This is a genomic window from Streptosporangium sp. H13245, from assembly GCF_055690525.1.
Genome location: NZ_JBSZKT010000024.1, coordinates 37,829 through 51,728 on the forward strand (window position 1 = coordinate 37,829; position 13,900 = coordinate 51,728).

A 13,900-nucleotide genomic window follows, 5' to 3' on the forward strand; every position below is an offset into this window, starting at 1 on the left:
CCGCTGAAGCGAACGCCGTACAGGAGAGCCCGTGGCCCGGCGGAGCGAACGCTGAACGGGAAAGCTGGGAAAGCCGGGAGCGTCCGTGATGTCGCGGCGGGAGCAGGCCGAAGGGCTGACGGTGCGGGCCCTGTCCGACACCGACCTCGTGCTCACCAGGACGTTCGCCGCGCCCCGCCGCCTCGTCTTCGACGCGTTCACCCGGCCCGAGCTGCTCCGGCGATGGCATGGCGCACGCGGCTGGCACCTTGTCGTCTGTGAGATCGACCTACGTCCGGGCGGTGCCTGGCGCTTCGTGTCGCGCGGGCCGGAGGGTGCGGAGCTGGGCCACGGCGGGGTGTTCCACGAGATCGACGCGCCAGGTCGGCTGGTCCAGAGCGAGATCCATGACGGCTGGGACGAGGGTGAGGCCCTCGTCACCACCGTCTTCGACGAGCGGGACGGCCGGACCGCGATGACCACCACGGTGCGCTACCCCTCGCGGGAGGCCCGCGACAGCATCCTCCGCACCCCCATGAAACGCGGCGCGGGCGAAGCCTACGACCGTCTCGCCGAAATCCTCAACGAGACGACCGCGAACGGCAAACTGTGACGACCAACCGTGAACGGCAAGTCGTAACCACCGACCGCGAACAGCGGGGCGTGATGACCGACCCTGAACGGCGAGTCGTAATCACCGACCGCGAACAGCGAGACGCGATGACCGACTCTCGAAGGCGCGATGACCGCCCCTCAAAGGCACGATGGCCGACCCTCGAAGACAAGTCGTAATGACCGACCCTCAAGGCGAGTCATGGTGACCGACCTGAAAGGTGAGCTGTGATGACCGATGTGAAAGGTGAGCCTGTAATGACCGACGCCCAGCCCACGCAGACCGAGATCCCGGCCGATATAGCCGATATCCCGACCAGCCTCACCGCCCCGCCCGTCCCTCCCGGCACGTTTCTCCTCGAACTCGTCCCGGTGCCCGTCACGGACATCGACCGGGCCAAAGCCTTTTACGCCGACCGCCTCGGCTTCCACGTGGATGTCGACGTGCGGCCCGCGGACGGGGTCCGGATCGTCCAGCTCACCCCGCCGGGCTCGGCCTGCTCGATCACCCTGACCGAGGGCGTCGCGTCTCTCGACATGCCGGTCGGCACGCTGCGTGGCCTACACCTGGTGGTGAGCGACATCGAGGAGGCCCGCGAGACGCTCCTCAAGCGTGGTGCGGACGTGGGCCCGGTCGAGGACCTGGGAGGCGTCTACTACGCCGCCTTCGCCGACCCGGACGGCAACACCTGGACCCTCCAGCACATGCCCTGGCGCGCCTGAGGACGCTCTTCGCAACTATCCCGACAGGGCGGGCCCGGTGCCCGAGCCGGGACCCGAGCGCGCCAGAACCTGGCTCGCTTTTTCAAGGCTGATGGGCTTCGCGGCTCATGACGCGACTTCTCCACGCCCCGCAGAGCCTTCGGCATCGTGCTTGATAACCCGTGCGACTGAGATTTGTCAGCACTTACCGACACAGCCAGCGCCCGTCATGATCCACCATGTCCCAGCTCAAAGGCATAAGCGCTGGTCAAGAGAGTGCCCCCGGCATGATTCGAACATGCGACACCCGCTTTAGGAGAGCGGTGCTCTATCCCCTGAGCTACGGAGGCAGGGGCTCCTAGTAAGGATAGCGAAAGTGGGGAGTGGTTGCGCGCTGGGAGGGGGTGAGAGTGAAGGAGCGAGGCATCGGTCCGCCCGTCTGGCGTAAGAGGCAGCGGTTCGCCGCTCTGGCGTGAGAGAGCGGCGAGCGGGTGACCGGGCACGAGCGGGTGGGGTGATGCCGCGATCCGTGCTCCGGCCTGCCCTTCGGGAGGAGCGGAAGGAGATCACCCGTTCTCGGCGTCCGCTCGGCCGTGAAAACGGGCGGAGGCGCGCGGCGGGCCGGTGTCCCGGCTCGCGAGGCGTCCGGGGGGCGCAAACTCGCAAGGTGTACGGGGAGCGCGAAAGCCCAGCCCTCCCCACTTTTTCTCTCCCGTCGCGACCGGGGGAATCTCCATGTCGTCTCACCACGTGGACCGGTCTCGGAGGGTGGCGGATGGGCGACCTCGACGTAGTCGCGGTGCGGCCCGCGCGCCAGGATCACGTTGCCGATCTCCTGCCATCGGCCGTACTCGCAGCCCGTGGCGCAGCCGGGGCCGCGGGCCGCCACGCCGAGGGCGGGCGCGTACAGCGTGGTGCCGCGCCCGGTGAGCGTGCAGTCGTCGCCGTAGCGCCACCGCGTGGAGTCGTGCCGGTCGGCGGTCCGCCACAGTCGCGTCCCCGCCTCCTCCAGGATCGCCGCCACGTCCTCGTCTGCCGGGTCCACCAGGGCCACGAGCCCGTCGTGGGGAATCCAGGGCGCGGCCGACAGCAAGGCCCGCACTATATCGGCGGTCGCGGCCCGCGCGTGCTCGTGACCGGCCACCACGCCGACCATTTCAAATGTGTAGAGCCACCACCACGCCGCCCGTGCCGAACGTGTAGAGCCAGGGGCGTGACCGTGCGCACGCACGCAGTGCTGGAACTGGCAGAGCCGGGGAAGGTCCTCACCGGCCTCCATCGGCTGTTTGAAAGGCGTCACCGAGGCATTGACGAAGGTGACGCTCCTGTCCGCGTCCACCACGGGAACGGAGGGGGTCCGTGAATATCCTTGAGAATCCAGATAGGCCAGGAAATCGTTTGCGAATGCCGCTGACGAATCCATCGAGCTCCTCGGCGAATAAGGTGAGAGGATTTATCCACTGTAGATGGAATATGTCGTAGAAGGAAAGGGGGTGAGGGTGTAGATAAACGCGCCGACCGGTGTGTTAATTGTTTATGCGGCCACTCACCGTTGAATTCCTGGCCCCTGGGAACGGGAGTCGTAAATGGCTCGCGATTGGGTGCGGTCGTGCGTCATCATGCGGGGATGGGTATTCCTCTCGCGGCCGGTGTCCGACTTCCCTGGCGATCTCTGCCCCAGGAGATCCGCCATGTCGTCGAGGATCACCTCGGGAGCCGGGTGGTCGAGGCCGTCACTCAGACCGGGGGATTCTCCCCGGGGGCCGCCGCCCGCCTGGCGCTTGAGAACGGCGGACGTGTCTTCGTGAAGGCGGTGGGGCCCGAGCCCAATCCGGAGAGCGCGGATATCTACCGGAACGAGGCGAAGGTCGCCGCCGCTCTGCCCTCGAACGTGCCCGCGCCCCGGCTGCTGGCCTCCTTCGAGGTCGAGGGCTGGGTCGTGCTGCTCTTCGAGAACGTGGACGGTGTCCCGCCCGCCGAACCGTGGCGTCCGGACGAGCTCGCGCGCGTCCTGGAGGCGCTCGACCGGCTGGCTGTCACGCTGACCCCCGCACCCGTGGCCGTTCCGCCCGCCGCCGAGCGCTTCCAGGAGATGTTCCAGGGGTGGCGGCGCCTGGTGGCCGCGCGCGAAGCGGGTGAGGACGATCTCGTCGGCCTCGACGCCTGGGCGGTCGACCGGCTGGACGACCTCGCGGAGGTCGAGGCTGGCTGGCCGGAGGCGGCCAAGGGCGACACGCTGCTTCACGGCGACATCCGAGCCGACAATGTGCTGCTGACCGCCGGGGAAGTCATGATCGTTGACTGGCCGTGGGCGTCCCTGGGGGCGGCCTGGTTTGACCTGCTCCAGATGCTGCCCAGCGTACGGATGCAGGGCGGCCCGCGTCCGCAGGACGTGTTCGACACCCGTCCGGTGGCTCGCGACGCCGATACCGAGGCGGTGACCACGGTCCTGACGGCGCTGGCCGGTTTCTTTCTCCGCCAGTCCCGCCAGCCGGACCCGCCCGGCCTGCCGACCTTGCGAGCCTTCCAGCGCGCCCAGGGGGACGTCGCGCTCGACTGGCTCCGCGACCGAGTGTGAACCCGCCGCCCCTGGCTCCGCGACCGCGTGTGAACTCCGCGACCTCCCGACGACCACGGACACCGGGAGGTCGCGGAGGCCGCCGGGAGGCGGCGTGCGCTCGGCGCGGCGGGAACGGTCAGAGGCGGATTGGCGAGAACGCGGGAACGGTCAGAGGCGAGTTGACGGGGACGCGGGAACGGTCGGAGCGGGGTTATCGGTTTCGCTGACCTGGAGTAAAAGGGCGGCAAGTGGGTGGGTGTGCGGTGGTGAGCGAGGTTAGTGTCACGCCTCGTGATCGACAGGCGGCGGAAACGCATTCGCGGACATCGGGCACTGCGGCCGGTGGTGCTGTGCGGTGCGATGTTGGCGCCCGCGCTCCTGGCCGGGGGGCTGCTGGTGGCCGAGCTGACGGGCTACGAGGCGGCCGTCCGGAGGGCCGGGGCGGGTGAGGAGCCCCGGGAGCCGGGGGGTGCCGACGGGCTCGGGGGAGCCGGGGAGAGCACGGAGACCGGGGAGGCCGGAGGGGCCCGCGAAGGCGAGGGCCTTCGGGCGGCGGCCGGGGAGCGACGGGGATTCCAAGGAGGATTCCAGGAAGGCGGGGGAGCCTGGACCGGTTCGGCGTCCCGGCTGGGGGTCGGGGGCCCCGCGCGGTCGCCGGACGAGGAGTCGCCGGGGGACGTGGTGGCCGTGGTGCCGGTCGTGGTCGGTCCCGTGCGGAGCCGGGTGTTCGAGCCGAGGCTGGTGCCTCCGCCGTCGCGACCCGAGCGGGTGTACGGGGGATGGGTGCCCGTCGCGGCGAAATCGGGAGTGCGTCACTCGGAGGAACCGGGGCGGCCCGGCCTGCCGGACGATGCCCGTGAGGCGAACGGGACGGATGGTGCCGATGAGACGGATGTGGTCGTTCCCATAAAGACCCGCCCGCAAGGCTCCAGAGGGCCACGGAAGGTGGCGTTGCCGCCCCCCGTGGCACCCGGGGCCCAGGGGGAGCGGACGCCGCCACTCGCGCGACCTGAGCCCCGGGACGGGTGTCCGGCGGAGTGGAGGGGGACGTGGCTCTGGGAGGTCTGTAAGAAGCGCGGGCGGCAAGAAGTCTGACTTGTCCGGTCACGAAAAGGGGTGTTCGGCGCATAACGGCTGTGGAGAGTCTGGCCCGTGCACTTGGTCAGCTGTAGTAGCGTGCGTGCCTGACCCAGGTCACGAGTTCGCAAACGGAGGGGTCGAACGTGCCACCTCGTCGATCAGCGGGTCTGATCGCCGTCGTCGCGACGATGACTTCCTTCCTGCCGGGAGCCGCTGCCGCGCAGCGGGCGCCGGCGGAGGTTCAGGCCGTCGTCGCCGCAGAGCCGGTGAATCTCACAGAACTGCGTCGTGAGGCGGAGAAGGCTGCGAAGGATCTTGAGGCCGCGACCAAGGCGCTGGAGCAGCGGCGGACCCAGATCCGTACGTCGGAGAAGGGACTCTCCACCAAGCTGCGGGAACTGCAGGTGGCCGAGAGGGCCTTCGCTCAGGTACGGCAGCCGCTGTCGGATCTCGTCGGGTTCCTCTACCAGCAGCCCGCCGGCGGGGACGTGGCCGGTTTCCTGTCCGGCGAGTCCAGCTCCGACACCCTGCGCGCGATGGCGGGCCTCACCCAGATCGTCGCCGAGCGCGACCTGATCCTTGAGGACAGCAGCCGCCTGCAACTGGAGCGGGAGCGCCTGGCGGGCGAGGCGCAGGAGCTCCGGGCGGGCAACCTTCTCGCGGAAGCGCAGATGGGCGCCGAGATCGAGACGCTCAGGGTGCGCTCGCAGAAGATCGTGCAGTCCCTGACCAAGGCCCTGGTGAAACTGGGCGTCAAGATCGACAAGAAGGGGCGTCCGGCGGCCGGGTGCGACCCGACCAGGGCGACCTCGATGGACGAGTTTCCCAACGGCCTCATCCCGCAGGCGTACCTCTGTCCGCTCCAGCAGCGGGGCAACCAGTTGCGGGGAGACGCCGCGCTCGCGTTCATCAGTCTCAACGAGTCGTACAAGCGGCAGTTCGGCAGGCCGATGTGCGTGACCGACAGCTACCGGAGCCTGGCCGAGCAGCAGTCGGTCTACTACACCCGCCCCGGCCTGGCCGCGGTCCCGGGCCGCAGCAACCACGGCCTGGGACTCGCCGTCGACCTGTGCGGAGGCGTCGAACGCTTCCGCTCGGCCGAGTTCAACTGGCTGGAGACCAACGGCAAGAAGTTTGGCTGGATCCACCCCGACTGGGCCTATGTCAGCCCCTTCGAGCCCTGGCACTGGGAGTATGACCCCAAGATCGGCTCTTTGTTGTAGGTGCGCGGGTCACCGTGCGCGGGAGCCGATCGTGATGGAGAGCCGCCCGCCCGCCTGGGCGGAGGCCAGCTCGGTCGCCTGGGCCGACGTGGTGGCCAGCACGACGAGCGCGCCCCGCTCCGACTCCCCGCCCGGGGTGGCCAGGACCGTGACGTCCTCGGCCGCGATGGTCGCCGGGGCGATGCCGTCCCATGTCGAGGTGGCGGCGAGCACGTCCACCACGTCACCGGGGGAGATCAGGCGCGCGGTCTCGGGATCGGCGACGCGTACGGGGGTGGCGACCGTGCCCGCGCCGTGGGCGGCGAGCAGGCTGGGGCCGAGCAGGCGGACGTCGGTCAGCGGCTCCCCACGCCGTGCGGGACCGGTCAGGATCTTTCCCGCGAACGGGATGCCGGGCCTCAGAGCGCCGTCGGGGACCGTACCGGGTCTCAGCGGAGCCGGTATCAGGTCGGCCGCCTCCAGCGCGCCTCCGGGAAGATCCCTGGCGGCGACCAGGACGGTCACCGAGGCGGTGTCCGGGCGCAGCGCCAGGACGGCGCATCCCATCGCCAGGGCGGCGACGACGGTGGCGATGAGACGGTGACGACGGCCGAGAAAGCGGCGCAGAGCGCGCATGGCTGACTCCAGAGGTGGGAGCCGGGCGGCGCGGTGCCCGTGATGGGTGGGACGCCCGGCGGAGTGGCCGTGCGGTGCCCGTGATGGGTGAGATGCGCCCGGCCGAGTGGCCGTGCGGTTCCCATGGTGGATGAGGTGCCCCGCCGACTGGCGGGGCGGGGCGGATCGGGGATTCTCGACAAATCGGGGTGTGTGGGTGCGGGATTCACCCTTTTCAGGTTCAGGCTTCAGGGGTTCGGCGGGTGACGTGCCCGGCGGTGAGCCGGGGCCGCCGACCACGCCGAACCACGCCGACCACAGGGTCAGCCGGGGAGGTCGAAGGGGAGCTTGAGGCCGTCCAGGGCGTCCGGGCAGGGGCAGGTGCGCTCTTCGGGGAGGGCGGCGACGACGTCGCCGACGAGGGAGCGCATGCGGCCGACATTGGTGGCGAAGAAGGAGAGGACCTCGTCGTGAGTGACCCCCTCACCCGCCTCGACCCCGGCGTCGTGGTCGGTGACGAGGGAGATCGTGGTGTAGCAGAGGGCCAGCTCACGGGCGAGGACGGCCTCGGGGAAGCCGGTCATGCCGACGATCGACCAGCCGTTGCCGCTGAACCAGCGGGACTCGGCGCGGGACGAGAAGCGGGGGCCCTCGATGACCACGAGGGTGCCGCCGTCGGTCACCTCCCAGTCGGCGGAACGCGCGGTGGAGACGGCCGCCGTACGGCCCGAGGGACAGTAGGGGTCGGCGAAGGCGACGTGGACGACGCCGCCCGCGTCGTAGTAGGTCTGCACGCGCCCCGAGGTGCGGTCGACGATCTGGTCGGGGACGACCAGGGCGCCGGGACCGATCTCGGCGCGCAGGGAGCCGACCGCGCTGGGGGCGAGGACCTGGCGGACGCCGAGGGAACGCAGTGCCCACAGGTTCGCCCGGTAGGGGATGCGGTGCGGTGGGAAGCGGTGGTCGCGGCCGTGGCGGGGCACGAAGGCGACCGAGCGCGACCCGATCCGGCCGACGGTGACGACGTCGCTGGGCGGGCCGTACGGTGTGGTGATCTCGACCTCTGTGGCGTCGTCGAGCAGGGAGTAAAACCCCGAACCGCCGATGACCCCGATGTCCGCGCGAGTGACCATGAAGCTGAGATTAGCGCCATGGACCGGTCCCTGAGGAGCCCCGGTAACAGCCTGTGGATAACCGCGTCCCGGGGTAGCCGCCTGGTCGCTTCCAGTAGAACCGGCGGGACGGTGATCTGTCCCGCGACGCCGGTGGCGGACGGAGGGGCCGGGGCCCGTCAACCCCGCTCGGCCGTCGTCACCCTTGTTTTAGCGGGCAGGGGAATCCCGGCCCGGGGCAGCCGGTTGGGCGGCCGTCCGTGAACGCCCGACCAGGGGGTGGTGGGTTCGAAACGGCCGATCAGGGGGGTGGGTTCGAGGGGGACGGGGATCCGGCTCAGGAGGCCGCGGCGGCCGTGCTGCTCGCGGTCTTCGCGGACGTGGAGTCTGACGACTTCGACGAGGACGAGGACGAGTCGGACGAGCTCGACGAGTCAGATGACTTCGACGAGGACGAACCGGAGGAGTCCGAGGAGCCTGAGGAGCTCGACGAACCGTTCGCGGAGGTCACCGTGCTCGACGACGAGGACCGGCTGTCGGTCCGGTAGAAGCCCGAGCCCTTGAAGACGATGCCGACCGCGGAGAACACCTTGCGCAGGTCGCCCGCGCAGCTCGGGCACTCGGTGAGAGCGTCGTCGGAGAACCTCTGGACGATTTCGAACTGGTTGTTACAGGCAGTGCAGGCGTACTGGTAGGTGGGCACGCGCTCCTCCTCGTATGATCCGCGCCGATTGGCACTCTAGTGGCGCGACTGCTAATGGTACGCAGCCGACAAGCTTAAACGCGAGTCGGAGTCCTCGCATTCCGTGGCCGGATTCCGATCGGACGGGGCGGGGCCTCGCCGTGAACGCGGCCCGGCCTGGGGGATCGGGCGTTGCCGGGTCCCACTTCGGAGGGGGCCGACCCCGAATCCTGTTTCGAGAGCGATGGGAGTGGTGGGAGCGATGGGGAGCGGTGAGAGCGGTCCGGCCCCGAATCAGGGACCCCGGACAGGGACCCCTCAGGGACCCCGGACAGGGATCTCGGATCAGGTGTGGCCGGATCTCGCCGTGGACATGGCCCGGCCCGGCGGATCGGGTGCCGCCGGACTTCGGTCAGGTGCCGTACCCCAATCAGATGCCGCACCCCGGTCAGGTGCCCCGCTCGCCGTACCAGCCCGCGAGCTTACCCTTGCGGCTGATCGCCCGCATCCGGCGTTCGACCGTGTCACGGCAGGCGGCCGTGGTCACGACCAGCAACTGGTCGTCGACCCTGATCCTCGTGGAGTCGGTGGGGACGAACGTCCGGCCGTCCCTGACGATCAAGGTCACCTGGGCGTCCGTGGGCAGCCGCAGTTCGAAGATCTCCACACCGTGCAGCCTGGACGTCGGAGGCACCTTGATCTGGAGCAGATCGGCGTTGAGCTCCTCCAGCGGCGCCGACTCGACCTCCAGGTCGCGGGCCTCGGCGGGCGTGGTCAGCTTGAGGAGTTTCGCCACGAACGGCAGCGTCGGCCCCTGCAACAGGGTGTAGACGATGACGATCACGAAGACCTCGTTGAACACGAGCTTGGCGGTGCCGTCCTCGACGGAGTTGGCCGCCCAGGGAATGGTCGCGAGCACGATGGGCACCGCGCCGCGCAGCCCGGCCCACGACAGGAAGGCCTGCTCCCGCCAGCCCAGCCGGTCGATGCGCGTCAGCCGGGTCAGGAACGCGGAAACGATGATCGACAGAGGGCGGGCCACCGCGACCAGGATCAGTCCGGCCACCAGTCCTGGCACGATCGCGGACGGCATCTCCGAAGGGCTGGCCAGCATTCCGAGCATGACGAACAGGCCGATCTGGGCCAGCCAGGCCACGCCCTCGGCGAAACCCCGCGAGGCCGCGCGGTGCGGCATCCGCGAGTTGCCCATCACCAGCGCCGCGAGGTAGATCGCGAGGAAGCCGCTGCCGTGCAGCAGCATGGCTCCCGCGTAGGCGACGAACGCGAGCGCGAGCACCGCGATGGGATACAGGCCGGAGACGGGCAGCGCGATGCGGCGCAGCGCGTACGCGCCGAGCGGGGCGACCGCCAGGCCGACGGCCGCGCCCACCACCAGTTCGAAGAGCACCTCGAACAGCGCCACCCCCAGGCTGGGCGAGGTCGCGGCGCTCAGCAGCATGACGGCGATCACCGTGGGCGCGTCGTTGAGACCCGACTCGGCCTCCAGGATGCCCGCGAGGCGCGACGGCAGGGGCAGGCGGCGCAGTACGGAGAAGACTGCGGCGGCGTCGGTGGAGGCGAGGATCGCGCCGAGCAGTAACGCGGTCCGCCAGTCCATGCCGAGGATCAGGTGGACCGGGACCGCGACGGCCACGATGCTCACCCCCACGCCGACGGTGGCGAGCACCAGGGCGGTGGGAATGGCTCCCTTGACGTGGCTCCAGGTGGTGGTCAGACCACCCTCGGCCAGGATGATCGCCAGCGCGATCAGGCCTATCTGCTGCGCGAGCTGCGGGTCCTCGAACTGCAGCCCGAACCCGGACTCGCCGATGAGCAACCCGAAGCCCAGGAAGATCAGAAGACTGGGCAGCCCGCTCCGATGGGCGACACGTACCGCGACGATGGCCGCGATGACGATTCCGGCACCGAGAAGCAGCCAGACGTCCACTCCCATCTGGTCCCCTCTCTGACTCCGGGGACCATTGTGTCGCATTCGAAAGGGCCGCCACGCACGAGTGGCGCGCACTCCCTGTCACGATCCCGACGCCTTCAGCTCCGCGCCCGGCGGGGATTCCGGTGCCCTCGGTCCCGCTTCCCGTCACGATCTTGACGCTTTAGGCCCCGCGCCCAGCGGGGAATCCCACAGGTCGATCGGTCACGCCCCTGCGGTCGCGGTCTTGAAGATCCCCTCGGGGGTCGCCGCGTAGCGGACCGCGACGTCGTGGGACTCGGCGGGTACGCCGTCGAGCAGCTCGCCCTCGTGGAGCAGCGCCACCGTCGGCACGTTCGGGCCGACCCTCGCCAGCGCCCGGTCGTAGGAGCCGCCGCCCCGGCCCAGCCGTACCCCGGTGAACCTGTCCACCGCGAGGGCGGGCACGATCACCAGGGCGGCGGTTCTGACGGCGTCGACCCCGCGCCGGGTGTCGACCGGTTCCATGATCCCGAAGCGGCCGGGAGCGAGGGTGTCGGGGCCGTCGTACACCGCCCAGTCGAGATCGTCGTCGTCGCGGAGCACGGGCAGGATCACGGTCGCGCCGTGCTTCCACAGGGCGAAGACCAGCCCGTGGGTCGCCGGTTCTGTCCCGATCGACCAGTAGCACGCGACCAGCCCGGCCATCTGGACCCAGGGGCGGTCCAGCAGGGACTCCCTGATCTGGACGGAGGCCGCGTGCCGCTTCTCGCCGGGGATCGAGGCGCGTGCGGCCTCGATCGTGGCACGCAGCGTCAGCTTGTCCACAGGTCCCTCCACTAAGGTTTCGGTTATGGCCGACTTCGAAGCTGTGACGAAAGCCGTCGTTCCCGCAGCGGGTCTGGGCACCCGTTTTCTTCCGGCGACCAAGGCGACCCCCAAGGAGATGTTGCCCATCGTCGACAAGCCCGCGATCCAGTATGTCGTCGAGGAGGCCGTCTCCGCCGGGCTGCTCGACGTCCTCATGGTCACGGGGAAGAACAAGCGCTCCATAGAGGACCACTTCGACCGCGCCCTCGAGCTTGAGGAGATCCTGACGGCCAAGGGCGACGACGAGCGACTTTCCCAGGTGCGGGAGCCCGCCGACCTGGCCATCCTCCACTACGTACGGCAGGGCAAGCCGCGCGGCCTCGGCCACGCGGTCCTGTGCGCCAAGCAGCACGTGGGCGACCACCCCTTCGCCTGCCTGCTCGGCGACGACCTCATCGACCACCGAGACGAGCTCCTCAAGCGCATGATCGAGGTCCGCGGCACGCGCGGCGGCAGCGTCATCGCGCTGATGGAGGTCCCCCCCGAGCAGGTCTCCCTGTACGGTTGCGCCGCGATCGAGCCCACCGACGAGGACGACGTGGTCAGGGTGACCGACCTCGTGGAGAAGCCCCCCGCGGACGAGGCCCCGTCCAACTGGGCCATCATCGGCCGGTACGTGATCGACCCGGCCGTCTTCGAGGTCCTGGAGAACACCCCGCCGGGACGCGGCAACGAGATCCAGCTGACCGACGCCCTCCGTACCCTCGCCGGGCGCGGCAGGGACGAGGGCGGACCCGTGCACGGCCTGCTGTTCAGGGGCCGCCGCTACGACACCGGCAACAAACTCGACTACCTGCGCACGGTGGTGCAGTTCGCCGCCGAGCGCCCTGACCTGGCACCGGAGTTCATGCCCTGGCTCAAGGAGTTCCTGGCCTCGCGATGAGCCCCATGAAATCGGTCGACGACCACCTCTCCGACATCCTGCGTACCGTACGGGTGCTCGCCCCGCTGGAGCTTGAGCTGGAACGGGCCCTGGGTACCACGCTGGCCGAGGAGGTCACGGCCCCGGTAGCGCTGCCGCCCTTCGACAACTCCGCCATGGACGGCTACGCCGTGCGGGCGGAGGACGTCGCGGGTGCCCCGGTGACGCTCCCGGTGATCGACGACATCGCGGCCGGAGACGGCCGGTTGCAGGCGATCGGCCCCGGCATGGTCATGCGGATCATGACCGGGGCCCCGCTGCCCGCCGGGGCCGACGCGGTGGTTCCGGTCGAGTGGACCGACGGCGGCACCGCGCAGGTCGTGATCGGCCGTACGGTGCCGGAGGGGAACGCCATCCGCAGGTCCGGGGAGGACGTGCGGGCGGGCGACGTCGTCCTGCCCGTGGGCACCCCGATCGGGCCCGCGCAGCTCGGCGTGCTGGCGGGCGTCGGCCGCCGCCGGGTCCTCGTACGGCCCCGCCCGCGGGTGGTCGTGATCTCCACGGGGGCCGAGCTGGTCGAGCCCGGCCTGCCCCTGGGGGCCGGACAGATCTGGGAGTCCAACAGCTTCGCCCTGGTCGCCGCCGTCCGCGAGGCGGGCGGCGAGGGCTATCGGGCGGGGATCGTCGGCGACGACGCCGCGGCGTTCCTCGACCAGCTCGACGCGCAGCTCCTGCGGGCCGATCTGGTGATCACCAGCGGTGGCGTCTCGATGGGCGCGTACGAGCCCGTCAAGGAGGCGCTCGGCCCGCTCGGCACGGTCCGTTTCGAGCGGGTCGCCATGCAACCGGGCATGCCCCAGGGCTTCGGCGTGGTCGGCGAGGACCAGGTGCCGATCTTCGCGTTGCCCGGCAACCCGGTCTCGTCGTTCGTGTCGTTCGTCCTGTTCGTCCGGCCCGCGCTGCGTAAGATGGGCGGCCTGCCCGAGGAGTCCGCGCCGAGCGTGCGGGCGGTCACCACGGGTCCGCTCCGCTCGCCCGAGGGCAGGCGCTCCTACCTGCGCGGCGTGCTCGGTCCCGGCGGTACGGTCGGCCCGGTGCGCGGGCAGGGTTCCCACCAGCTCGCCGCCCTGGCCGCGGCGAACGCCCTGATCGTGGTGCCCGAGGGCGTCACCGAGCTTCCCGAGGGTACGGACGTGGAGGTCATCCCCCTGTGAGCGACCGGGACACCGGATTCACCCACCTCGACGAGACCGGCGCGGCGCGCATGGTGGACGTCTCGGCCAAGGACGTCTCCCTCCGTACGGCGACCGCGACCGGCAGGGTCCTGCTGTCCGCCGAGGCCGTGGCGTTGCTGCGGTCGGGAGAGGTCCCCAAGGGCGACGCGATCGGCACCGCGCGGATCGCCGGGATCATGGGCGCCAAGCGGACCCCCGACCTGATCCCGCTCTGCCACCCCATCGCGCTGCACGGCGTCAAGGTCGAGCTGACCGTGGCCGACGAGGGGGTGGAGATCACGGCACGGGTCAGGACGGCCGACCGTACCGGCGTCGAGATGGAGGCGCTCACCGCGGTCTCGGTCGCCGCGCTCGCCCTGATCGACATGGTCAAGGCGGTCGATCCGGCGGCTGTGATCACCGATGTCCGCGTCGAGGAGAAGACCGGCGGCAAAACGGGAATCTGGACCCGCCCCTGACCTCGGGCCCTTCGGCACAAAC

At 70.3% G+C, this 13,900-nt stretch carries 13 protein-coding genes and 1 tRNA gene; 7 read left to right on the top strand and 7 right to left on the bottom strand.

All coding sequences use genetic code 11. The annotated features are described in order from the left end of the window. Window positions 1–88: 88 nt before the first annotated feature. Complete coding sequence (locus tag ACW9TB_RS26985) at window positions 89–592, top strand: SRPBCC family protein (RefSeq protein ID WP_472750864.1); 504 nt, start codon at window positions 89–91, stop codon at window positions 590–592. A 257-nt stretch (window positions 593–849) separates the two neighbouring features. Then, window positions 850–1,314, top strand: coding sequence for a VOC family protein (locus ACW9TB_RS26990; RefSeq protein ID WP_472750865.1), 465 nt, complete (start codon window positions 850–852; stop codon window positions 1,312–1,314). Window positions 1,315–1,570: 256 nt separating this feature from the next. On the opposite strand, the gene ACW9TB_RS26995 is transcribed toward ACW9TB_RS26990, so the two are convergent. Both ACW9TB_RS26995 and ACW9TB_RS27000 read right to left on the bottom strand, forming a co-directional pair. Next, window positions 1,571–1,643 (bottom strand) — tRNA-Arg (locus ACW9TB_RS26995). 8 nt (window positions 1,644–1,651) lie between these two features. Further along, a complete protein-coding gene (locus ACW9TB_RS27000; RefSeq protein ID WP_472750866.1) occupies window positions 1,652–2,716 on the bottom strand; it encodes an alanine--tRNA ligase-related protein in 1,065 nt (354 codons plus the stop codon). A 204-nt stretch (window positions 2,717–2,920) separates the two neighbouring features. Here ACW9TB_RS27000 and ACW9TB_RS27005 point away from each other — a divergent pair, with 204 nt between their 5' ends. Further along, window positions 2,921–3,871: a phosphotransferase family protein gene (locus ACW9TB_RS27005; protein WP_472750867.1), complete on the top strand. Its 951-nt coding sequence runs from the start codon at window positions 2,921–2,923 to the stop codon at window positions 3,869–3,871. A gap of 1,250 nt (window positions 3,872–5,121) precedes the next feature. Continuing rightward, on the top strand, window positions 5,122–6,156 hold the full coding sequence (locus ACW9TB_RS27010) for a D-alanyl-D-alanine carboxypeptidase family protein (protein WP_472750868.1): 1,035 nt from the start codon (window positions 5,122–5,124) through the stop codon (window positions 6,154–6,156). Window positions 6,157–6,165: 9 nt separating this feature from the next. Here the strand turns inward: ACW9TB_RS27010 and ACW9TB_RS27015 are convergent, their stop codons facing one another. The 5 genes from ACW9TB_RS27015 to ACW9TB_RS27035 form a co-directional block, all read right to left on the bottom strand. After that, complete coding sequence (locus ACW9TB_RS27015; protein ID WP_472750869.1) at window positions 6,166–6,771, bottom strand: CpaB family protein; 606 nt, start codon at window positions 6,769–6,771, stop codon at window positions 6,166–6,168. A 302-nt stretch (window positions 6,772–7,073) separates the two neighbouring features. Beyond that, window positions 7,074–7,883 (bottom strand): S-methyl-5'-thioadenosine phosphorylase, encoded by an 810-nt coding sequence (locus ACW9TB_RS27020; protein ID WP_472750870.1) that lies wholly within the window; start codon window positions 7,881–7,883, stop codon window positions 7,074–7,076. Between the two features lie 316 nt (window positions 7,884–8,199). Beyond that, the gene (locus ACW9TB_RS27025; protein WP_472750871.1) at window positions 8,200–8,565 is read right to left on the bottom strand and encodes an FmdB family zinc ribbon protein; all 366 of its coding nucleotides are present in this window, start codon (window positions 8,563–8,565) and stop codon (window positions 8,200–8,202) included. A 427-nt stretch (window positions 8,566–8,992) separates the two neighbouring features. Next, entirely contained in the window at window positions 8,993–10,498 is a 1,506-nt protein-coding gene (locus tag ACW9TB_RS27030) for a potassium/proton antiporter (protein WP_472750872.1), read from the bottom strand. Between the two features lie 201 nt (window positions 10,499–10,699). Beyond that, window positions 10,700–11,281, bottom strand: coding sequence for a 5-formyltetrahydrofolate cyclo-ligase (locus ACW9TB_RS27035; RefSeq protein WP_472750873.1), 582 nt, complete (start codon window positions 11,279–11,281; stop codon window positions 10,700–10,702). A gap of 25 nt (window positions 11,282–11,306) precedes the next feature. On the opposite strand from ACW9TB_RS27035, the gene galU reads away from it, so the two are divergent. The 3 genes from galU to moaC are packed head-to-tail and all read left to right on the top strand — an operon-like array spanning window position 11,307 to window position 13,878. Continuing rightward, on the top strand, window positions 11,307–12,206 hold the full coding sequence (galU, locus tag ACW9TB_RS27040; RefSeq protein WP_472750874.1) for a UTP--glucose-1-phosphate uridylyltransferase GalU: 900 nt from the start codon (window positions 11,307–11,309) through the stop codon (window positions 12,204–12,206). Window positions 12,207–12,211: 5 nt separating this feature from the next. Next, window positions 12,212–13,399 carry a molybdotransferase-like divisome protein Glp gene (gene glp / locus ACW9TB_RS27045; protein WP_472750928.1) on the top strand — a complete coding sequence of 396 codons (1,188 nt, stop codon included), beginning with the start codon at window positions 12,212–12,214 and terminating at the stop codon, window positions 13,397–13,399. Then, a complete protein-coding gene (gene moaC, locus ACW9TB_RS27050; protein ID WP_472750875.1) occupies window positions 13,396–13,878 on the top strand; it encodes a cyclic pyranopterin monophosphate synthase MoaC in 483 nt (160 codons plus the stop codon). The genes glp and moaC overlap by 4 nt, the downstream gene beginning before the upstream one ends. Window positions 13,879–13,900 lie beyond the last annotated feature (22 nt).

Coding starts and splice junctions, on each gene's coding strand:
- ACW9TB_RS27005 (WP_472750867.1), top strand. CDS start 2,921: ATGGGTATTCCTCTCGCGGCCGGTGTCCGACTTCCCTGGCGATCTCTG.
- galU (WP_472750874.1), top strand. CDS start 11,307: ATGGCCGACTTCGAAGCTGTGACGAAAGCCGTCGTTCCCGCAGCGGGT.
- ACW9TB_RS27010 (WP_472750868.1), top strand. CDS start 5,122: ATGACTTCCTTCCTGCCGGGAGCCGCTGCCGCGCAGCGGGCGCCGGCG.
- ACW9TB_RS27030 (WP_472750872.1), bottom strand. CDS start 10,498: ATGGGAGTGGACGTCTGGCTGCTTCTCGGTGCCGGAATCGTCATCGCG.
- ACW9TB_RS26985 (WP_472750864.1), top strand. CDS start 89: ATGTCGCGGCGGGAGCAGGCCGAAGGGCTGACGGTGCGGGCCCTGTCC.
- ACW9TB_RS27020 (WP_472750870.1), bottom strand. CDS start 7,883: ATGGTCACTCGCGCGGACATCGGGGTCATCGGCGGTTCGGGGTTTTAC.
- ACW9TB_RS27000 (WP_472750866.1), bottom strand. CDS start 2,716: ATGGATTCGTCAGCGGCATTCGCAAACGATTTCCTGGCCTATCTGGAT.
- ACW9TB_RS27015 (WP_472750869.1), bottom strand. CDS start 6,771: ATGCGCGCTCTGCGCCGCTTTCTCGGCCGTCGTCACCGTCTCATCGCC.
- glp (WP_472750928.1), top strand. CDS start 12,212: ATGAAATCGGTCGACGACCACCTCTCCGACATCCTGCGTACCGTACGG.
- ACW9TB_RS26990 (WP_472750865.1), top strand. CDS start 850: ATGACCGACGCCCAGCCCACGCAGACCGAGATCCCGGCCGATATAGCC.